This window comes from Thiocapsa roseopersicina (genome assembly GCF_900106925.1).
Classification (GTDB): Bacteria; Pseudomonadota; Gammaproteobacteria; order Chromatiales; family Chromatiaceae; genus Thiocapsa; species Thiocapsa roseopersicina.
In genome coordinates, this window is record NZ_FNNZ01000005.1 from 91432 (window position 1) to 112583 (window position 21152).

The following is a 21152-nucleotide window of genomic DNA, read 5'->3' on the forward strand; positions in this document are numbered from 1 at the left end:
AGACCCCCGACATCTCTGCCGAATTGGCAGAGCAGCCTGTCACTCATCAGACCGGTGATGGCCTCCCGACCGATCCGGCGAGATCCGACCGCAAGCGACTGCCACGCCGGCAGGGCCAACCCCCGACGCGCTGCAGATCTGGCAGCCTGGCCTGCGCACACCCTGCACATGGATCGCGCTCGCGCAAGATATCATCTTGTAAAACAGATGATTATGAGCAACAAAGAACATGGCACGGAACATGCATATTTCCTATCGACGCTTCTCAACTTGCCCATAGGACTGCAACCATGACCTTCAGCCGCCCCCGTTCGATCTCGCCGGTGAACATTGGCCTGACGCTCCTCGTCTTGGCCGGAGCCCTCTATAGCGCCTCGGTCCGCGCAGACATCGACGCGCTTCAGCCCGATCCCGGATTCCGCTACGAGACCGGCCGCTGGACCGAGGTGGACATCGCCCTGACGCTGAACGACGGCAACCCGGCGCTGCTCAGCATCTACAGCAAGGGAGCAAACGGCATGCGGCTGCTGCAGAATGCCTTCACCGACGCACACGGCCGCTACGTCGGCGAGCTGCAGCTGCCGGCTCACCTCGACGAGGTCGTGGTCGTGGTGCGGACGGCCGATCGGCAGGACACCCTTGACCTCGTCGTCGGCGAAAACGTGATCGCCTACGCCGAATAACCCCACTCACGGATACTCGGGAGATTCAACCCCATGATGACGTTGAAATCGATCAAGCAATGGACCGGGGCGGCACTCGCCCTGCTGATCGCCGCGGGCGCCTCGGGCGCCTCGCCGAGCGCCGTCGGCCTGCTCGCGTTCGAGCCCATCCGTCTCAAAGAGGCCTCCGGCGCAAAGCTGGAACGGGCTATTCTGACCTACGGCGACGAGGTCTACGAGGTCAGGGTGAACGGCTTGGGCATCGGCGGGGCGGCCGGTGTCACGGTGACCGTGACAGGAGACGTCCACGGCCTGACCGATCTGATGGATCTCGAAGGCATCTTCGTCACGGCACTGGCCGACCCCTCGGAGACGGAGGTCAGCACCGACGATCTTTGGATCGAGAGCGATCGGGGCGTGAGGATTCGCCTGCGCACGGACCATCCGGACGTCGCCATCGCGCCGGGCGGCGACGAGGTCAGCCTGCTGTTCGGCTGGGGGCAGTAAGCCGGCAGTCCACCCGCCCGAGTCGGCCCGGATGTCCGGGTCGGCGACGACCCCGCCCACGCCGGGTTACATGACCATCCCGTCTTGAAGACGATTCCCGGAAGACCACATCCCCTCCGAGCAACCGGCCCGGGGTCGGACTTCAGCCCGACAGGGGCGCGCGGTTCGCGTTCTGTTACTATTCGGAACGCGGATTCCCGCCGCGCTCTATTCGCGCCGCCGATCGGCATTGCTCGCCGAGTTTGAATCGACCGGCCTCGCGAGATGGCTCCGGTCGCGGATGATGGGGCGACGCGCGATGCCGGCCGACCGGCTCGAACGGAGCCGAACTCGAAATCGATCGCAATACCGTAGACAACCCCAAACGACATCCCGACCAGGGGAACGCGATGACGCCCCGGCTCTTGTACGTTCTTCACAGTGGCAACCTCTACGGCACGGAGCGGATGGCCCTCGCAACTTTGGAGGGTCTCGGAGCGGAGATCGATCCGCTGCTTTGCGCGCCGCCCGGCCCGGTCCTTGCCGAGTCGCGGCGACGCGGCGTCCCCGGCATCGCCTTCACGAGCCCGCGGGATCTCGCCCGCGTGCTGCGCCGCGAGCTCTCCGCTCACCGCGCGGTCTCCTTTGCCGCGACGGCGGTCACCCACTCGCTCCTCTTCGTCGCCCTGAACGCGCTTTATCGGCGGCGCGGCGTGCACATCCACATGGTGCACGGCGGTACCGACGAGCGCGACAGTTACGGGCGAAAGAAGGTGCTCAACCTGACCGGGGTCCGCTTCGTCGCGGTCTCGGACTATGTGCGCGAGCGCCTTGTCGCCAACGGCGTGCGTGCCGACCGAATCACCGTCATCGAGAATTTTCTCGGCTCGGACGACGTCGCCTCGCGCCCGCGGCGCCCGTCGTTCGCGATGCCCGGCGTTCGCCGTGTCCTGATCGTCTCCCGCGTCGATCCGATCAAACGGGTCGATCTCTTGCTGGACGCGCTCGACCGCCATGCGGGGCCGAGCTCACTCGAGTTTCGCATTCTCGGAACGGGCTGGGATCTGGATGCCTTGCGCGATCGGGCTCGCGCGACCCACTCGAACGTCACCTTCGCGGGTTTTTCAGACGACGTGCCCGGAGAGCTGGCCCGGAGCGATCTCCTGCTGCACCTCTGTCCGGTCGAGCCCTTCGGGCTCGCGATCCTCGAGGCGATGGCCGCGGGGATCCCTGTACTGGTCCCGGACAGCGGCGGCGCTGGATCCTTGGTCGAGGACGGGATCAGCGGCCTGCGCTTTCGCGCCGACGACGCCGACGACCTGGCTCGCCGCCTCGCGACCTTTCAGACGGCGGACGCGGAGACACTAAATCGTCTGGTCGCCGGCGGCGACCGGCAACTGGCGACCCGTTTCTCCGCTGCAGCGCGCATCGCCGATTATCGTCGTCTTTTCAATGGAGTAGAGACATGAACCCGAACGGATCCGGCTGTGCACTCTCAGTCGTCGTCATCGGCCGCAACGAAGGATCGCGCCTCATGCGCTGCCTGCGTTCCGTGCAGGCGATTCGCGGGGTCCGCGGCAGGATCGAGATCATCTACGTGGACTCGGACTCCAAGGACGGGAGCGCCGAGCGGGCCCGCGCACTCGGAGCACAGGTGATCGTGGTGCATCCGCAACGGCCCTCCGCCGCGCTCGGTCGTAATGCCGGCTGGCGCGCGGCACAGGCGCCGGTGATCCTCTTTCTGGATGGCGACACCATCCTGGATCCGGATTTCGTCGCGAGCGCCCTGCCGCTGCTGAAGGATCCGAACGTCGCCGTCGTCTGGGGGCACCGACGCGAGCTGCATCCCGAGGCGTCGGTCTACAACCGGGTGCTGGATCTGGATTGGATCTATCCGCCGGGACCGAGCGAGTTCTGCGGCGGAGATGCACTCATGCGCCGCGCCGCCTTGGAGCGCGTGAACGGCTTCGACGAGCGCCTGATTGCCGGGGAGGAGCCGGAGCTCTGCCAGCGGCTGCGCACGCTGGGTTACCGCATCGAGCATATCGACCAGCCCATGACCCTGCACGATCTGGCGATGACCCGCTGGGACCAGTATTGGCGTCGCGCCGAACGGGCCGGCCATGCCTATGCGGAGGTCGCGTCGCGATTTCGGGACAGCGACTATCCGCTCTGGTCGGCAGAGGTTCGTCGGAATCGAATCCACGCGGCCATCCTGATCCTTGCCGCGCTGGGCGGGATCGTGCTCGCCGTCGTCGAGGAGAGCCTCTGGCCGCTGCTGTTGCCGGTGGCCTTTTACCTGGGCCTGATCGTGCGCACTGCACGCCGAGTGGAGTGGAAGGATCCGAGCCTGGTCACACGGCTGCTCTACGGGGTGCACTCGCACCTGCAGCAGATCCCGATTCTGATCGGCCAGTTGAGCTACTACCGCGATCGGCGCGCCGGACGCCGAAGACGCCTGATCGAGTATAAGTAATCCGAATGTCGGTCGAGCACGAGGCCTTGGAGGACGCGCAATGAGCAAAGGCATCAAAGGTCTCGCGGTTGCCGCGCTGACTCCCCTCGCACGGCTGCAACGTCGGCTTCTCGAGCCCCTCGGACGCCTTTGGAGTCATACACGTCTGCGCGAGCGGATCAGGTTCCCGCTGGATCCTTCGGTCGTCGTGCTCGGCGTCCCCGAGATCCACGGCACCGGCAACATCCGCTTGGGCAGGCAGCTCTATCTCTACCCCGGCCTCTACCTCGAGACCCAAGGGACGGGCGAGATCCGAATCGGCGACGAGGTGGTGATCTCGCGTGGGGTCCATCTGGTCGCCTTCGAGCGGATCCAGATCGGCGAGGGCAGCATGATCGGCGAATACAGCGGTATCCGCGATGCCAACCATCGTACCGGGACCGATCGAGCGCTGCGCTGGTCCGGACATGAGAGCCGCCCGATCACCATCGGGCGTCAGGTCTGGATCGGGCGCGGGGTCACCGTGCTGCCCGGTGTGTCGATCGGCGACGGTGCCGTGATCGGCGCCAACGCCGTCGTGACCCAGGATATCCCGGCCGGCGCGGTCGCGGTCGGGATCCCGGCACGCGTCGTCAAGTCGGCCTCGACGGACCGACCGGTCGAGGCGTCGAGGTAAGCCCCCGCCTCGCCCGAGCGAGCCGAACCGGTGCTTGCGATCATCGCGCTGATTCCGGGCCTTCTGGCGGCGTGGATCGGACTGACCCGCGGACCCCACGCGGCATTCCTGATGGTCTATCTCCCGACCATGCTCCTGCTGCCGGAATACTATCGGTGGAACGCCCCGGGGCTGCCGGACCCGACCTTCGGTCAAGCCGCTGCCGTCGGAACGGCGGTCGCCTTCTTCGCGCGCGGAACGCCCGGTTTCCGCTTCCACGCGATGGATCTCCTGGTCTACGGCTTTGCGCTCGCCGCGAGCATCTCGGAATACCGTGCATCGGGCTACAGCGATGCCCAGAACCTCATGTTCAACATGCTGACCTGGGTGGTGCTGCCCTACATCTTCGCAAAAAGCCTGATCGAGCCCGCCGGGAATCGGGTCCGGTTCGCCAAGACCCTGGTGGTCTGTCTCTTCATCATCTCGGCGGTCTCGGTCTACGAGTTTCGCTTCGGCACCACGCCTTGGCGCATGATCCTGGACCCCTTCTTTCCCGGTCAGGCGCGCTGGGTTACGACCTTTCGTTGGGGTTTCGCACGGGTCGCCGGCCCCTATGGTCATGCCATCCTGGCCGGGATCCTGATGGTGATCGGCTACCGCATCCAGCGCTGGCTCGAATGGAGCGGCGCCTGGGAGCCGAAATCCCGCTTCGCCCCGTGGTTGCCGATCAGTCAGGGCCGGCTCATCACGCTCGGACTGCTCGCCGGCGTCATCATGACGATGGTGCGCGGACCCTGGATGGGGGCCATCCTGGCGGCGATGCTGGTGATGATCGGACGCTCGCGCCAACGGGTCGCGGCGATCGGGGCCGTCGTTGCGATCCTCCTCTTCGTCGGCATCCCCGGTGTGGTTTGGTTCCTCGACTATGTCTCGGTCGGGCGCGAGGGCGCGGAAACGGTCGCCCAGGAATCGGCCGCCTACCGTTGGGAGCTCTTGACCGAGTACTCCGAGATCGCCGCCGAACAGCTTTGGTTCGGATGGGGCCTGACCGCTTGGCCGAAAGTGCCGGGCATGCCGTCGATCGATAACTACTATCTCCTGCTGCTCTTGATGCACGGACTGATCGCGCTGGCCTGCCTGCTCGCAATCATCCTGATCATGCTGGTGCGTCTGACCGCGCACGGCATGCGCCAACCACTGGCCGAGCCTCGTGGCAGCTCGTTGGCCTTTACCCTTGCGAGTCTCTACCTGGCGATCGGCTTCTCGATCGCCACCGTCTACCTCGGGCTGCAGACCGTTCCGCTCCTCTTCCTGATCACCGGCTGGGGCATCGCCTATATGGACTCCGGGGTGGAAGGGATCGGCACGGAAACCGCCGCGCCGCCCGAGCCGACGCCGGCCCATCGGTTCCGCCGAGTCATGACATGAGTCACCTCTCGATGCCGTCGGCATCATGTATCCTTAGGTCCGCAGCCAGGGTCGCGTCCGGACGGCGACTCCGGTACGGAACGGATCTGGGGCGACCGACACCGACATCGGCAGCAGTACAGGGATTCAGGGCAACCGAGCCGGATCACCGAGGCGGCAGCACAGCGAGCCGACAGCCATGACGGACAGCGTTGCACCCAAGGACAACACCCCTGTCGCCGCACGTGGCGAGACGCTCGACGCGGGCGGTATGAACCGCCTGGTGAGCCGCAACATCTTCAGCTCGATCGGGGCCAAGCTCCTCTATCTGGTCACCCGCTTCTTTCTCCCGCCGATCACCCTGGCCTATATCAGCCTGGAGGAATACGGCATCTGGGCGATGTGCTTCATCCTCATCGGCTATTTGGGGATGAGCGCCTTCGGGGTCTCCAACGTCTACATCCGCTACGTCGCCCAGTATCACGCCCAAGGCGAGGAGCACCGGATCGGCGATCTGCTGTCGACCGGTTTGACGGTGGTCAGCCTCGTCGGCGTCGTGGCGCTCGGGATCCTCTGGGTCGGATTGCCGACCCTGATCGAGGCCCTCTCTGTCTCGCCCGAGCTTCAGGACACGGCGTTCGTGCTCATCTTCGGCAGCGCGGCCGTCTTCGTGCTCGAGCTGAGCTGGGGCGCCTTTGCCTATGTCCTCACCGGCCTGCAACGGATCGTGCAGCAGAACCAGGTCTGGGTCGGGACCTTCCTGCTCGAGACCCTGCTGGTCGTCGTCTTCCTGATCGCCGGATTCGGCGTCTACGGCCTACTGTATGCCTTCGCGATCCGCTATGCGGTGTCGATCACCCTCAACGTCTGGCTCTGCTTCCGGGGTATCCCCGGTTTGAGGATCTCGCTGCGGCGCTTCAACCGGGCCGATCTCGCGCTCTTTTATCGCTACGGCGGGATCGTGCAGCTCTCGGGCTTTCTCGGCATGTTCCTGCGCTCGATCGAGAAGCTGATCGCAGGGCTCTTCATCAATGTGCAGGCCACCGGACTCTTCGACGTCGCCCAGAAATTCCCGGTGATGGCGACCTCGATCCCGTCTTCCATGAACGCCGTCTTCCTGCCGGCGACCTCCTACATGCACACCCAGGAGCGCCGCGGCGAGCTGCTCGGGCTCTATCTGAAGGGCGCGCGCTACATCAATCTGGTGACGGGCTTCATGATGGGCTTCATGGCGGCCTTCGCCGCGCCATTGATGGTCGCCTGGCTCGGGCCGAACCCCGAATTTGCCCTGGCGCCGCTGATCCTGGCCTGCTTCACGCTGCCCTTCCAGCTCAACGTCCTGACCGGTCCGGCCTCGAACATCTACCGCGGCATGGGCATCCCGGCGCGCGAGCTGATCTACCCGCTGTCGCAGCTTGCGCTGGTGATCGTCCTGGTCGGCGCCGGCTTCCTGGTCTTCGGCATCGATGTGGTGGTCATCACCCTGGCGGTTGCCCTGGCCATGATCCTGAGTGCGCTGATCTATATGGCCTATACCAATCGGTTCCTGGCGCTGGATCAGTCCCGTTTCGTGCGCGGCGCCCTGCTGCCCGGTCTCTGGCCCTATTTGACCGGATTCGCCCTCTATCTGCTGGCTCGACCCTGGGTCGAGTCGGTCGGCGACGACCGTTGGGGCAGTGTCCTGCTGGTCTTGGTTGCCGGCATCGCCTACTGCGCACTCCAGGCCGCCATGCTGTGGTTCTTCCAGCTCGATTCGGGCGAAAAAGACTATGTCGCCGGCAAGGTCGGGGGCTTGGTCGGACGCTTCGGCGGTGCTCGACGTCAACCCAAGAGAGGCCATCCGAATGAGCACTGATCTGCGGGCCTCGGCGCGCGTCGAGGATTATCGTCTCGCCGACTTCAAGCTGCTCCTTCCGCTCGGGCCCGAGATCCGCACCCTGGTGCTCGGCACGCGGGAGCCGGCCTTTCTCCCCCATCTCGCCGGGGAGCTCGGCATGATCGACCTGGTCGTCGAGCCGCCGCACGACAGATTGCAGGAGACGACGCTCGCGGCGATGGCCGCCCTTGCGGCACCCGAGCGCGTGCGCCGAATCGAGGCGCCCGAGGGCACCTATGACCTCGTCTTCTCCGACGAGATCGCGGCCGGACGTCATCTGCGACCGGGTGGTGTCCTGTGCCGATTCCTCGGTCGGAAGGCCGGCGCGATACCGGCCGATCTGACACCCGTCGGCCGCTGGCGAGCCTATCCGGACTGGCCGGCCTTCCGGGTGCTGATCCCCGATAATCCCGCCGGCTGGCGGGCCGCCGCGCGTGACCTTCGGCTCTTTCCCTCGCGCTCCGCGACAGGTCTGCGCGCACGTCTGTCGCCGGGGGCGGCGGCTCGACTCCTGCCCGAGCACGGGATTGCGCTCTATCGTCGCGATGGCGGCGAGCCGCACCCGACTCTGCTCGCCGCCCTGCGCGGAGCCCTGGCGTCCATCGGAGACGATGCGATCCGCTCGACGCCTCCGGAGCGTTGGTTGCTGGCCTCGGGTCGCCTCGGGCCCGGCAACCCGATCCTGGCCTTCAGCCTGGACGAAGACGGACGTCCTCGACGCCTGATCAAGGCCGCGCGCTTTCCGGGCGGGCAGCACCTGCACGCCGAGGCCGAGCAGCTCGATCGCATCGAGCAGGCATTGGGTCCGGCCGAAGCCGCCCGAGTCATCCGCCCGACCGACTCCGCCGTGGTCGCGGGGCGCTGGGCACTCGCCTATACCTACGAGCCGACCCACCCCTTTTTCGGGATCCGCTGGCGTCTGCGGGGCCGCACGCGATTTTGTCTCGCCATGGCCGACTGGTTGGCGGCGGTCGGACTCACGACCCGACAACGGCCCGAGCGGGCAACCATCGAGACCCGTCACGTCGCACCCCTGCGGCGCCTGGTTGCGCGGCGCATCCTGCCCCGCAGCGTCCAGCACAGGGCCGAGGCCGCGCTGGATGACCTGCAGCGGCTCGCGCCGTCGCTCCCGGTGGTGCTCGAGCACGGCGATCTGGGCATCTACAACATCCGCCTGACGCACGCCGACGGTTCGGATTTTCGTGTGCTCGACTGGGGCTCCTCGACCTTCGCGGGCATCCCGCTCGGCGACCTCGCCTATCTGCTCTGCTCCGCTCGCGCCCCGAAGGCGCTGGCACGCCGCTGTCTCGGCGACTATCTCGTGTGCATGCACATCCCGACCGGCGAGGCTACGGCGCTTTGGTTCAGCTATCTTGCCCGGCGCTGGGAAGAGCTCGACGGCATTCGACCGCCGGTCCCCGGCGATCCAACCTCCGGCGGCGCGCTCCTGCTGCCGATTCACACGCGTGTCACGTCTTATCTCCGCGGATTGACCTGAACGAGCGTCCGCACTGCACCGGAGGCAGGGTGCCGATCGAAAAGTGATCTAAACCGCGTCTCGCCGAGATCAAGGACGTCTCCGACGCTGAACACAAAACGAGAATGACGCATTTTGCTCTGGGCGCGTTTTACACTGACCGGACGGAAGGATGAGAACAACAAAGGCGGAAGGGGCAGGCTCATGACTGCAGCACAAGGACCGCGCTTACTGCTGTCCGCCTACCAATGCGGCCCCGGCATGGGCTCGGTCTCGCAGATCGGTTGGCACTGGTACAGCCGGCTCGCTCGCAGGCTGCCGACGACCTTGCTCACCCATGTTCGCAACCGCCCGGCCATCGAGGCGGCCGGCGGGCCGGTGGGCGAGGGCCGCATCCTCTATGTCGATACCGAGTGGTTTGCCGGCCCGCTGTATCGGGTGGCCTCGCGGATCTTCCCCAAGAGCGAGCATGCGGTCTTCCTGGTCTCGTCGCTGGATTTCTATGTCTACGATCGCGAGGCGTTGCGCATCGCCCGGACAGAATCACGGGACAGCATGCCCTGGGACATCGTGCATGCCCCGACCCCGGTCTCGCCGCTCGCGGCCACACGCCTTCACCGTCTGGGGCTACCCGTCGTGCTTGGACCCTGGAACGGCAACCTGGGTCTGCCGCCCGGGTTCCGCGACATCCTCCGCGCGGACTCGGCCTGGCTCTACCCGGTGCGCCATCTCGGGCGGGTCATCGATGCACTGGCCGGCGGGACCCGTCATGCGACGGCCATCCTGACTGCGACACGCGCCACAATCGCCGGCATCCCGCGCCGCTATCATCACCTCTGCGTACCGGTGCTGGAAAACGGGGTGGAGCTCGAAACCTTTCCGGCTGAACCCTGGCCGACCGCGCCGGGTGTCGCGGGCGAGCCCCTGCGGTTGGTCTTCGTCGGACGTCTGGTGCCCTTCAAAGGGGTTGGCATGTTGCTCGACGCGGTTGCGCGGCTTGCCCCGGAGATGCCGATCCGGCTCTGCATCGTCGGGGATGGACCCTTGTCGGGCGAGTGGCGCGAGCAGGCCACGCGGCTCGGGCTCGGCAAGCAGGTGCGTTTCACCGGCAACCTCCCGCCCCCCGAGGTGGCAGCGGAGATCCGCGCGGCGCACGTCTTCTGTCTGCCCTCGGTGCGCGAGTCCGGCGGTGCCGTGCTCTTGGAGGCCATGGCCTGCGCCCGTCCGGTGATCGCCGTGGATTTCGGCGGTCCGGCGGAGATCATCGACTCGGCGGTCGGTCTGGCGCTGCCGCCGACAGGACCCGAGGCGGTCGTCGAGGGACTCGTCGCCGCACTGCGCGATCTGGTCCGCAACCCCGAGATCTGGCGACAGCGCGGGGAGGCCGGACGCCGCCGCGCCGAAGAGCGCTACGCCTGGGACGCAAAGGTGGAATCGACCATCGAGCTCTATCGGGATCTGCTCGCCGACCCGGTCGCAGCCCGCAACCGGCGCCGGACCAGATCCGGCTCATGAGCCACGGCAGACCTTTGCACTCTCGAATCGCCAAGGACGCAAGACACATGAACGACACCGTACGCACGCCTCTGGCGCTGGCCTATCTGGTCAGCCAGTATCCGGCTGCCTCGCACACCTTCATCCTGCGCGAGGTTCGCCGTCTGCGCGGGCTCGGTATGCGCATCGACGTCGCCTCGATCAACAGTCCGGATCGACCCGCGGAGAACCTGGCCGCGGAAGAGCGCGAGGAAGCCGCAACGACCTATTACGTCAAGGCCGACGGCCTGCGCGGGGCCGTGCATGCCCATTGGGCTACCCTGCGCGCACGCCCCGGCGCCTATGCCAAGGGCTTGCTCTTTGCGCTGCGGCTCGGGGGCACCGACATCAAGCGTTTGGTTTACAGCCTCTTCTATTTCGTCGAGGCCGTCATGATCGGCCACTGGCTGACCGGACGCGGACTCGGTCACCTCCATGTCCATTTTGCGACCCCGGCCGCCACCGTGGGGCTCATTGCCGCACGCATCTTCCCCATCGGATTCTCGATGTCGGTCCACGGTCCGGACGAGTTCTATGACGCACCCGGCTATCGCTTGACCGAAAAGATCGAGGGTGCGGCCTTCATCTGCTGCATCGGCTATTACTGCCGCAGTCAGCTCATGAAGCTCTCGCCGCCCGCGCACTGGTCCAAGCTCGAGATCGCCCCGCTCGGGGTCGACCCAAGCGCTTTTAGCCCACGGCCCTTTCGCGAGCATCCGTCGCCCTTCCAGATCCTGTGCGTCGGACGCCTGGTCCCGGCCAAAGGGCAGCACGTCCTGGTCGATGCGGTCGCGGCCCTGGTGCGTGCGGGTCACGACGTGCGCCTGCGCCTGGTCGGCGGCGGTCCCGACCGTGCATCGCTCCAGGAGCAGGTGCGCCGGCTCGGGCTCGGAGAGCGCGTCGTCTTCGAAGGCGTCGTCAACCAGGATCGCATCCGTGCCATCTATGCCGAGGCGGACTGTTTTGCGCTGGCGAGCTTCGCCGAGGGCATCCCGGTCGTTCTGATGGAGGCGATGGCGATGGAGATCCCCTGCGTGACCACCTTCATCACCGGGCATCCCGAGCTGATCCGCGACGGGGTCGACGGCATGCTGGTCGCGCCCTCGGACGAGGCCGCACTGGCCGAGGCGATCGCGGGTCTGATCGCGGATCCGGAGCGTCGCCGCCGTCTCGGCGAGGCCGGACGCCGACGGGTCATCGACAAGTATGACCTCGAGACCAACACCCGACGCTTGGCGGACATCCTGCAGCGCCGCCTGGGAGAGACGCCATGACACCGCTGCGATCGCTGAGTGCGGCCGCGCTGGCCGCCCTGATCGCGGGGACCGGCGTCGCCCGGACCGAGTCCCTGCTCGAAGCGCCGACCGATCCGCGGATCCCGAGCGCTGCTCCGGTCTCGGTCGAGGCCCGCGTCGAGGCCATCCCCTTGGCGGCAAACGTCGAGCGCATCGGGATGAACCTCGGCCATTCGACCTACTGGGGCGCGGAGCAGCTCAGACGCAATGTGCTCGGGAATCCGGGCTTCGAGGGCATCATCGACCGCGCCTTGGTACGGGTTGCCTACGTCGATCACGACCGCTTCAGCGACGATCAGACCTGGCTCGCCCGCGAGGACGGCTTCTGGTCCGGCGCGACCTACGAGATCCTGACCGGCGCCGCGGCCGGTGCACAGGGGACCCTCTTCGACTCGCGCGCCGCGGGCCGCCATGCGCTGCCCGAGCTGATCACCGACGGGCTCGACGATCGACTCGCCCCCGGAGATATCGTCGCCTTGACACGCATTCGCGACGATCTTCCCCCGACACACTGGTGGCTGCCCGACGGCACCAAGGGGCGTGTACAGGTGGATCCGGCTCGGATCGCCCCGGATAGCCCCGGTCGGCGCTCTCTGGCACTCACACCCTTGTCCGGCGCGACCTTGCGGCTCGCAAGCCATCTCGACACTATAGGAGCGCGTGCCGGGAAACTCCTCCCGGTCGAGGGGCCTTGGTTGTTCTCGCTCTGGATCCACACCGAGACCGGCGATCCGCCGCGGGTGCGCATCCTCTTTCGACGGCACGGCTCGGTGCCCTTTCTCGACCTGACGCTGCGCCCGGAGCCGGGCTGGCAGCGCATCGAACACGCCTTCGATGCCTCGGATGCCGGTCAGATCGGTGCGCTGGAGCTCGCCATCGAGGTCAGCGGTCCGGGGCAGGTCCATCTCGACGACATCTGGCTCGGCCCGATCGCGGCGGAGAACGAAATGCCCACGGGGTTAGGCAGTCCCCTGGACCCGGACATGAGCGCCTTCCGCCCGGAGGTCGTCGCCGCCCTGAAGCAGCTGCGCCCCGGTTATCTGCGCGACTGGCAGAACCAGCTCGGCGACACGCTCGACAACCGTCTGGCCGAGCCGCATGCCCGACGTGCAAGCCGTTATCGACCGGGCAGCGGTGCGGAGTATGGCTATGGCCTACCCGAATTTCTCGATCTCAGCCGTACCGTCGGGACCAACCCCTGGCTGGTCATGCCCACGACCTTCACGACGGACGAGGCGCGACGTCTCGGCGCCTGGCTCGCCGAGCGCATCGAGGCCGACGGGTTCTCGCAGGTCCTGGTCGAATTCGGCAACGAGAACTGGAACGCCATCTTCCGCCCGGCCGGCATCCAAGACCACACGCACCACGGCGCCGCGGCCGACCGACTCTTCACGGCACTCGAAGAGGGCGCCGACAACCATCCGGCGCTGCGCCATGTCGTCAACGCCCAGCACGCCAACCCCTACTCGGCAGGCAAGGTCGCCGCGGCCAGCACGAAGGCCGACATCCTCGCCGTCGCCCCTTACATGCTGCCGAGCCTGGATGCGGCGGATCGGGATCGCGCGCTCGAGCTGTTGTTCGCGGATGACGGCGGGCGTCTGACCGAGATCGTCGCACGACAACCCGCCGAGCAGGAGCTGGCCGTCTACGAGGTCAACCTACACACGACACGCGGCGACGCCGACGACGACGATCGCGCCGCGATCGTTACCGGCGCCGCCTCCGGCCCCGCCTTGGCCAAGCGATTGCTCGAAGCGATGGCGCTCGGCGCACGACGCCAGTGCGTCTATACCCTCGCCGGCTTCGACACGCGGCTCGAAGGCAGCTCGAGCCTGGTCCCGCTGTTCGGCGTCACGCGCGACCTCACCCGCGGCGATCGACTGCGCCCGACCGGATGGGCGGTCGCCTTGCTCAATCAGGTCATCGGCGGAGATCTCCACCGGACATCCATGGCCGACGAGGGCAGCGGATTGCTCGTCGTACCTTTCCGAGGCCCGCAGGGCTGGTCGGTCGCCATCGTCTCCGATGCACCCGAGCCCCGGCGCCTGACCCTGCGCTTTCCCGATACGCAGAGCCCACGGCCGACCCTCGGGCGCGTCCTGGATGCCTCCGATCCGTTCAAAGGCAACGAGACCGCCGACGAGGTCCAGCCCCAATCCCTCGCCGTTCGGGCGATCGGCAAGGACCGGATCCGGGTCACTGTTCCTGCATATAGCCTGGTCGTCCTGGGCCCGGCGGAGGTGCTGCCGTGACGCACGACGCGCTTGTCTGGCCCTGGATGCTGTTCGGCATCCTGCTCGCACTGCCGAGCCTGCCCGGCACGATCGAGCTGCTGCTCCTGACGCTCGGCGGAATCCTCTCGCCGCGGCGCGAAACCGATCCGAAGACAACGACACCCATCGGACGCATCGCCCTCCTGGTCCCGGCCCATGACGAGGCCGAGGGCATTGCGCAAACCGTCGCCTCGTTGCGCGCCTGCGACCCCGGCGATGCGGGTTTCGAGGTCGTGGTCATCGCCGACAACTGCACCGACGACACCGCCGAGCGGGCACGCTCGGCCGGGGCGCGCGTCCTGGAGCGTCATGATCTGCAGCGCCGCGGCAAGGGCTATGCGCTCGACTTCGCCTTCGGCATCCTGCTCGAGGAGCCCTTCGATGGCTTCATCGTGGTCGATGCCGACACCCGGGTCGCGCCGAATCTGGTGACCGAGCAGCGACGACTGATGCGCCGCGGCGCCGCGGCGGTCCAGTGCGGCTATCGGATCGACAACCCGGCGTCCAGCCTGCGCGCGCGCCTGATGGGCATCGCCTGGATGGCCTTCAACGTGCTCCGCCTGCGCGGGCGCGAGCGCTGGGGGCTCTCGGTCGGCATCCTCGGCAACGGGTTCGGGCTGACCCGCGAGACCCTTGCGGCGGTGCCCTACGAGGCGACCAGCGTGGTGGAGGATCTGGAATATCACCTGCGGCTGGTCGCCAGCGGTCGGCGGGTGGTCTACGCCGCGGCGACCGAGGTTCAGACCGACGCGCCCATGACGCGCAGCGGCGGGGCCAGCCAGCGCGCACGCTGGGAAGGCGGGCGTTTCCGGATGATCATCGACTGGTCGCCGCGGCTGCTCGGACGCATCCTTGCGGGCGAGCGGCGCCTGACCGAGCCGCTGCTCGAGCTCCTGCTGCTGCCATTGGCTTTTCATGTGTTGTTGCTGCTCGTCGCCTTGGTACCGCCCTTTGGACCCACCAGGATCTATGCGCTCTTGGGTTTGACCCTGGTCGCACTGCATGTCTTGGCGGCGATTCGTATCGGGGGCGGCGGTTGGCGCGATCTGCTCGCCCTGGCGACGGCACCCTTCTACATCCTCTGGAAGCTCACCATCCTGCGCGCCATCGGACGGGCCTCCCGGACCGATGCAGCCTGGGTGCGCACCGAGCGCAACGACACCGAGCCGAAGGATTAAGGGGGAGCCATGCCGATGTCCGATCCAACCACACCCGACGTCTCGGTCGTCATCGTCTCCTTCAATACCCGCGACCTGCTTGTCGAATGCATCGAGACCCTGATCGCCGAGGTCGGCCCGGTCAGCTACGAGATCATCGTGGTCGACAACGCCTCGCGCGACGGCTCGGCGGACCGGGTCGCCGAGCGTTTCCCGCAGGCGACCCTGATCCGCAGCGCGACCAATCTCGGCTTTGCGGCGGCCAACAACCTGGGGTTCAAATCGGCGCGCGGGCGCTATCTGGTCCTGCTCAACTCGGATGCCTTCCTCGAACCGGGTGCGCTCGAGCGCGCGGTGCGCTACATGGATGCGGACCCCGGGATCGGTCTGGGCGGGGCACGACTGATCGGACGCGACGGCGAATGGCAACCCTCGGCCCGGATGTTTCCGTCGTTGCTCATCGAGCTTCTGACACTCTCCGGGCTGGCGGCACGCTTCCCGCGCAGCCGCTTCTTCGGGCGCTTCGACCGCACCTGGGCAGACCCGATGGAAGCGGCCGACGTCGACTGGGTCCCGGGCGCCTTCTCGATCGTCCGCCGCAACCTGCTGACCCGCATCGGCGATTTCGACGAGGCATTCTTTCTCTATTACGAGGAGGTCGATCTATGCCGGCGGATCCGCGCAGCTGGACTGCGAATCCGCTATTGGCCGGATGTGGTCGTGGTCCATATCGGCGGCGAGTCCTCGCGCACACACGGCGACCTGGACATGAGTGCGGCCGGCAAAGGCGCACAGCTCACACTCTGGCGGATGCGCAGCGGCCTGCTCTACTATCGCAAGCACCATGGCTGGCTCGGCGCTTGGGCGATGCGTCAACTGGAGTCGAGCTGGCATCGGGTGCGTGCCTGGCGAAACCGCGGCGGCGACCCGCAGCGCGAAGCCAAGCGCGCCGAGTCGTCGGCGATCGTCGGCCTGCTCGATCGGGCCTGGCGCGAGACGGCCGGCGGGCGTCGCTCGCCGCCGAGACCTTGGTAGGCAGCGAGTCGGGAGCACGCCATGTTCGACAACATCCGTGAAGACTGGCAGACCTACGAACGCGACTGGGCACGCCAAGGGCTCTGGGTCATGCTCGTCTATCGCTTCGGGCGCTGGCGCTACGGGATCGAGAACCGCGTCTTGCGCTGGCCATTCTCCTTTCTCTACAAGCTCCTCAAGGTGCTCTCGCAGATCATGACCGGGATCGACCTGCCCTGCGAGGTGCGGCTCGGCCGGCGCTTCCTGATCGAGCACTTCGGCGGCATCATCATTAGCGGGGACGCCGTCTTCGGCGACGACTGCGTGGTACGCAACGGGGTGACGGTGGGGTTGCGTCATCGCGGGGTGCGCGGAGCGCCCAGGATCGGCGACCGGGTCGACATCGGGGCCGGCGCCAAGGTGCTCGGCCCGATCCGCATCGGCAACGATGTTGCGATCGGGGCCAACGCGGTGGTGATTCAGGACGTCCCCGACGGCTGTCTCGCGGTCGGGGTCCCGGCCCGGATCATTTCCCGAGGCGAGGCGACATCGACCCGCGCCTCGGCCGGTGCGGAGATCTCGTCCGGGACAGACGCCCGTTCCGACGCCGGGGCGACGACATCATGAAGCGCAAGCCCGACTTGAAGATCCCGGGTCCGCTCGGCCGCCGGCAGCGGCCGTGGCGCGCACTCTGGCTGCGGAGCCTCTTGCCGCCGCTCACGGTCCTCGGGGTTCTCCTCTCGCGGGCACTCGACCTGACGGTCGCGCTGTTGCTCCTGGTGATACTCGCTCCGCTGCTGTTGCTGCGAGGCGCGGTGGCCCACGCGAGCGCGAGTCGGATCTTCGATCGCGAGCCACTGGTCGGGCGTTTCCGCGCACCCTTCGAGCGGCTTTACTTCGCCGGTCCGGCGCCGGGGCGCGATCTCGCGGTGCTGCTCAATATCCTGCGCGGAGACTTGGCCGTCGCCGGACCACGCCCCTTGAGTGCGCTCGAGGTGGCACAGGTCGATGTCGAGGCGGCGGTGCGCTTCACGGTCAGACCCGGTGTCTTCTCGCCCTATCGACTCAAGAGCCGCACCGGTGTGGCCTATGCGCCCGAGGCGCTGATCGACCGTGATTATGCCTACGGGCAGAGCGCGCGGGGTGATGCCGGCCTGGTGGTGCGCTCCCTGATCGGAGAGGTTCTCGGCGGAGGCGAGGCACCCACGCCTCCCGTCCTCGAGTTCTTCGGTGTCCCGATCGTCAACACCACCATGCCCGAGGCGGTGGACTGGATCGCGGCTCGCGCCGTCGCCGGGGATCCCGGGTTGCTGGCCTTCGTCAACCCGGATTGCCTCAACATCGCCTATGTCGATGCCGAGTACCGCCGGATCCTCCTCGATGCCGCGCGCGTGCTGCCCGACGGGATCGGAATCCATATCGGTTGTCGGATGCTCGGGGTCGCCCTGCAGGCCAACGTCAACGGCACCGACCTCTTCCCGCAGCTGTGCGAGCGGGCCGCCCGATCGGGACTCGGGCTGTTCCTGCTCGGCGCGCGCCCGGGGATCGCCGAGGCGGTGGCGGCGAACATGCAGGCGCAGTTTCCGGGTCTGCACATCGACGGGGTTCAAGACGGCTATTTCGACCCGGCCGACGAGGACGCCGTCATCGACAGGATCAACGCCTCGGGCGCCTCCATCCTGCTGGTCGCCTTCGGGGTGCCGCGTCAGGAGAAATGGCTCATGCGTAACCATACGCGCCTGACGCCGCCGGTGCGCATGGGGGTCGGCGGTCTCTTCGACTTCTACTCGGGCCGGATCCCCCGGGCGCCGGTGTGGATGCGCGAGATCGGGCTCGAATGGACCTGGCGGCTGATGCAGGAGCCCGGGCGAATGTGGCGACGCTATGTGATCGGCAACCCCTTATTCCTTTACCGCGTGTGGCGACAGGCGCGAGGCGGCGAGACCTCATGACGAGCAGCGACGAACGACCGAGCCACACCTCGATGGAAGAGCTGCTCCTGCACCGCTACAGCCGCGCGGGTCAGCCCGCGTGGCTGATCCGATTGCGCATCGGCGCCAAGCGGCTCGCCTGGGTGGCGGTCGTACGCTCGGCCTATCTGCTCAAGCGCACCCTGGATATCCTGCTGGCCGGCCCCTTATTCATCCTGCTTCTGCCGATCTTCGGGCTGTTGGTGCTGGCGATCCGGCTCGAATCGCCCGGTCCGGCGCTCTTCAAACAGACACGCGTCGGACGCTGGGGACAGATCTTCACCATGTACAAGTTCCGCTCCATGTACATGGACGCCGAGGCGCGCAAGGCCGAGCTGCTGGCCGAGAACGAGATGTCCGGCGGGGTCACCTTCAAGATGCAGCGCGACCCGCGCATCACCCGGATCGGCCGATTCATCCGCAAGGCATCGATCGACGAGCTGCCGCAGTTGTGGAACGTGATCAAGGGGGATATGTCGCTGGTCGGTCCGCGTCCGCCCGTGCCGGCAGAGGTCGACGAATACTCGCTCTCCGACCGGCGGCGCTTGGAGGTCACACCCGGCATCACCTGCATCTGGCAGGTCTCGGGGCGATCCGATATCCCCTTCCCCGAGCAGGTCGAGCTGGATGTGCGCTATATCGAGTCCCAGTCGCTGCTGACCGACCTCAAGCTCCTCTGGCAGACGGTGCCTGCCGTGTTGTTCGGGCGGGGCGCCTATTAAGCGCTTCCGACCATGACACCCACCTTTCTTGCGTCCGTGCGACCTCGCAGACATCGACGATCGTCGTGGCCGACGCCCTTCAGACCCTCTCGAATCCTTCTTCCGGGGTAATGGATATGGACCAGGCCGTCCTCTTCGCCGACCGTCTCGGCTCCGAGCTTATACCGCTGACCGAGCGCACCAGCGTCGCCCTCTTGCCGGTCGCCGGCAAGCCGATGATCGAGCACGCCTTGGAATCGCTCGCCAAAGCAGGCATCCGACGGATTCTCGTCGTGGTCTCGCCCTTTGCCGACGAGATCCAGCGGGTGATCGGCGACGGAACACGCTGGGGACTACGCCTGACCTACACCCTGACCCGCGGTGAAGAGGACCCGACTGCGGTGATCGACCGACTCGGTACACGCCTGGATGGACCCATCGTCGCGCTGCGCGGCGACCTGATTCACGGCTTCGATGTCCCCGCTTGGATCTCCGCGGCCGAGACGACCCCCGGCGATTCGGTCTGGGCCGATGCCGACGGCGTATCCGCCGCCTGCGGGATCCATCGCGCCGGTGCGCTCGACCTGACCCCGCTATCCTGGCCGCCGACCCGCCGAGAGGCGTCGGCAACGCAAACCGCCTGGATCCCCGTAGCGGCCGAGCAGGTTCGCACAGTGCAGAGTCTCGCCGAGTATCACCGGGTCAACCTGGATGCGATCGCGAAACGCCTGCCCGGTCTCATCCTGCCCGGCCGACAGGCCGCCTTGGGATTGACGCTGGGGCGCGGATCGCGCGTCTCGCCGCGCTCACTGAAACAGGGCGTCTGTCTGGTCGGTGCCCGATGTCGGATCGCACCCGACGCCGAGCTGACGGGCGAGGTCGTGATCAGCGACGACGTGATCGTCGATCGGCGTGCGACCATCAACTCCAGCGTCATCCTCCCTCACACCTATGTCGGCGAACTGGTGGAGATCACCAATGCGATCGTTAGTGCCAACACCATGATTCGAGTGGATTCGGGCGCCGTCCTTCAGGTGACGGATGCCTGTCTCTTGGCCGATCTCAAGCAGGCAACCTTGAGCGGCGGGATCGCCGACCCCGTCCACCGCCTGCTCGGAACCCTAGGCTTGATCCTATCGCTCCCGCTGTGGCCGATCGCTGCCCTGGCCGCACTCCCGAATCGCGACCGAGGCTGGTTCGATTCGATCACCCTGCGCGGCAACAAACGCGACATCGACGCGTTCGGTCAGGCCACACGCAGGAACTTCGTCGCCCGGGAGTGGCGCACCCGCATACCGATCCTGCGGGCACTCCCGCGTCTGCTGGCGGTGGCGTCGGGCGATCTCCGGCTGGTCGGGGTCACGCCCCTGTCGCCCGAGGCGGCGGACGGGCTCGGCGATGATTGGGAGCGGATCCGCGAAGAGGCCCCCGCGGGGCTCTTCGGTCCGACGCAGCTCGACGTCCCTAGGGATGCGCCGTTCGAGGAAAAGCTCATGAGCGACGTCTTTTACGCCCGACAGAGACGCATCGGACGCGATCTCGTCTATCTGCTCAGGGGTCTGCTCGCCATCCTACGCCCGGCGAGCTGGCGTCCGCCGCCGCAGCGACCGGGTCTCGACTAGGACCTTTGCGCCGCAAGGGACTTCGTCATCAGCAAACAGGCGGTGTCCCCGTCGGACTCCACCTCGCAGTCGGACATGATGGACTTGATGATCCGGATACCGCGTCCGCGCAGCTCGAAATCGAGCGCATCGAGCCCGCTCGGCAGGTCGTCGAAACCGGCGGGCGTCGACGCCACCAGGGCCGCATCCGGCAGCACACCACGCTGACAGACACGCACCCGCAAAGAGCCGGCGTCGGCCTCGGTCACGACCCTTACCTCGTGTCCCGGTTGCTTGTGATAGGCGTGCTCTACGGCATTGACGAATGCCTCGTACACACAAAGCTCGACCTGCGAGAGCTCGACCTCGCCCAAACCCAAGCCGTCGCAGAACGCCCGGACATAGGACGCCGCCTCATGAGCCGCCTCGAGGCGACTGTCGAAGACTCGGGCATCGGCCTTCACCGGCTCGCTGCCGCCGGACCGATCCGATACCGTCGCCTCGCCCGCTCCCACCACCCCGTCATCGCGACGCCTGTTCTTCATTGAAATGCCCTGATCGACGAGCCGCTATGGACGGCGAGTGTAACT

General features: G+C 67.0%; 18 protein-coding genes. 17 read left to right on the forward strand and 1 reads right to left on the reverse strand.

Going from position 1 to position 21152, the window contains the following annotated elements; all coding sequences use genetic code 11:
• Positions 1–290: 290 nt before the first annotated feature.
• The 17 genes from BLV04_RS07480 (at position 291) to BLV04_RS07555 (ending at position 20583) form a co-directional block, all read left to right on the forward strand.
• Positions 291–683, forward strand: a complete 393-nt coding sequence (locus tag BLV04_RS07480) for a hypothetical protein (RefSeq protein ID WP_093029645.1) — start codon at positions 291–293, stop codon at positions 681–683.
• 33 nt (positions 684–716) lie between these two features.
• Entirely contained in the window at positions 717–1169 is a 453-nt protein-coding gene (locus BLV04_RS07485; protein WP_093029647.1) for a hypothetical protein, read from the forward strand.
• A 446-nt stretch (positions 1170–1615) separates the two neighbouring features.
• On the forward strand, positions 1616–2617 hold the full coding sequence (locus BLV04_RS07490; RefSeq protein ID WP_245731783.1) for a glycosyltransferase family 4 protein: 1002 nt from the start codon (positions 1616–1618) through the stop codon (positions 2615–2617).
• Complete coding sequence (locus BLV04_RS07495) at positions 2614–3624, forward strand: glycosyltransferase family 2 protein (RefSeq protein WP_093029651.1); 1011 nt, start codon at positions 2614–2616, stop codon at positions 3622–3624. The genes BLV04_RS07490 and BLV04_RS07495 overlap by 4 nt, the downstream gene beginning before the upstream one ends.
• Before the next feature lie 40 nt (positions 3625–3664).
• Positions 3665–4279 (forward strand): acyltransferase, encoded by a 615-nt coding sequence (locus tag BLV04_RS07500; RefSeq protein ID WP_093029653.1) that lies wholly within the window; start codon positions 3665–3667, stop codon positions 4277–4279.
• A 30-nt stretch (positions 4280–4309) separates the two neighbouring features.
• Entirely contained in the window at positions 4310–5686 is a 1377-nt protein-coding gene (locus tag BLV04_RS07505; RefSeq protein ID WP_093029655.1) for an O-antigen ligase family protein, read from the forward strand.
• A 178-nt stretch (positions 5687–5864) separates the two neighbouring features.
• Complete coding sequence (locus BLV04_RS24340; protein ID WP_139191875.1) at positions 5865–7520, forward strand: MATE family efflux transporter; 1656 nt, start codon at positions 5865–5867, stop codon at positions 7518–7520.
• Positions 7510–9039: a phosphotransferase family protein gene (locus BLV04_RS07510; protein ID WP_175534536.1), complete on the forward strand. Its 1530-nt coding sequence runs from the start codon at positions 7510–7512 to the stop codon at positions 9037–9039. The genes BLV04_RS24340 and BLV04_RS07510 overlap by 11 nt, the downstream gene beginning before the upstream one ends.
• 183 nt (positions 9040–9222) lie before the next feature.
• Positions 9223–10533: a glycosyltransferase family 4 protein gene (locus tag BLV04_RS07515; protein ID WP_093029659.1), complete on the forward strand. Its 1311-nt coding sequence runs from the start codon at positions 9223–9225 to the stop codon at positions 10531–10533.
• A 47-nt stretch (positions 10534–10580) separates the two neighbouring features.
• Entirely contained in the window at positions 10581–11825 is a 1245-nt protein-coding gene (locus BLV04_RS07520; protein ID WP_093029661.1) for a glycosyltransferase family 4 protein, read from the forward strand.
• The gene (locus BLV04_RS07525; protein WP_093029663.1) at positions 11822–14098 is read left to right on the forward strand and encodes a hypothetical protein; all 2277 of its coding nucleotides are present in this window, start codon (positions 11822–11824) and stop codon (positions 14096–14098) included. The genes BLV04_RS07520 and BLV04_RS07525 overlap by 4 nt, the downstream gene beginning before the upstream one ends.
• Positions 14095–15297, forward strand: a complete 1203-nt coding sequence (locus BLV04_RS07530; protein ID WP_175534537.1) for a glycosyltransferase family 2 protein — start codon at positions 14095–14097, stop codon at positions 15295–15297. Before BLV04_RS07525 ends, BLV04_RS07530 begins: the two co-directional genes overlap by 4 nt.
• 15 nt (positions 15298–15312) lie before the next feature.
• Positions 15313–16311 (forward strand): glycosyltransferase family 2 protein, encoded by a 999-nt coding sequence (locus tag BLV04_RS07535; protein WP_093029665.1) that lies wholly within the window; start codon positions 15313–15315, stop codon positions 16309–16311.
• Between the two features lie 21 nt (positions 16312–16332).
• Positions 16333–16917 carry a serine O-acetyltransferase gene (locus tag BLV04_RS07540; RefSeq protein ID WP_093029667.1) on the forward strand — a complete coding sequence of 195 codons (585 nt, stop codon included), beginning with the start codon at positions 16333–16335 and terminating at the stop codon, positions 16915–16917.
• A complete protein-coding gene (locus BLV04_RS07545; RefSeq protein ID WP_093029669.1) occupies positions 16914–18242 on the forward strand; it encodes a WecB/TagA/CpsF family glycosyltransferase in 1329 nt (442 codons plus the stop codon). Before BLV04_RS07540 ends, BLV04_RS07545 begins: the two co-directional genes overlap by 4 nt.
• Positions 18239–18982 (forward strand): sugar transferase, encoded by a 744-nt coding sequence (locus tag BLV04_RS07550; RefSeq protein ID WP_093029671.1) that lies wholly within the window; start codon positions 18239–18241, stop codon positions 18980–18982. Before BLV04_RS07545 ends, BLV04_RS07550 begins: the two co-directional genes overlap by 4 nt.
• 65 nt (positions 18983–19047) lie before the next feature.
• A complete protein-coding gene (locus BLV04_RS07555) occupies positions 19048–20583 on the forward strand; it encodes a nucleotidyltransferase family protein (RefSeq protein ID WP_139191877.1) in 1536 nt (511 codons plus the stop codon).
• Here BLV04_RS07555 and BLV04_RS07560 read toward each other — a convergent pair.
• Positions 20580–21107: an ATP-binding protein gene (locus tag BLV04_RS07560; RefSeq protein ID WP_093029675.1), complete on the reverse strand. Its 528-nt coding sequence runs from the start codon at positions 21105–21107 to the stop codon at positions 20580–20582. The genes BLV04_RS07555 and BLV04_RS07560 overlap by 4 nt on opposite strands.
• Positions 21108–21152: the final 45 nt, after the last annotated feature.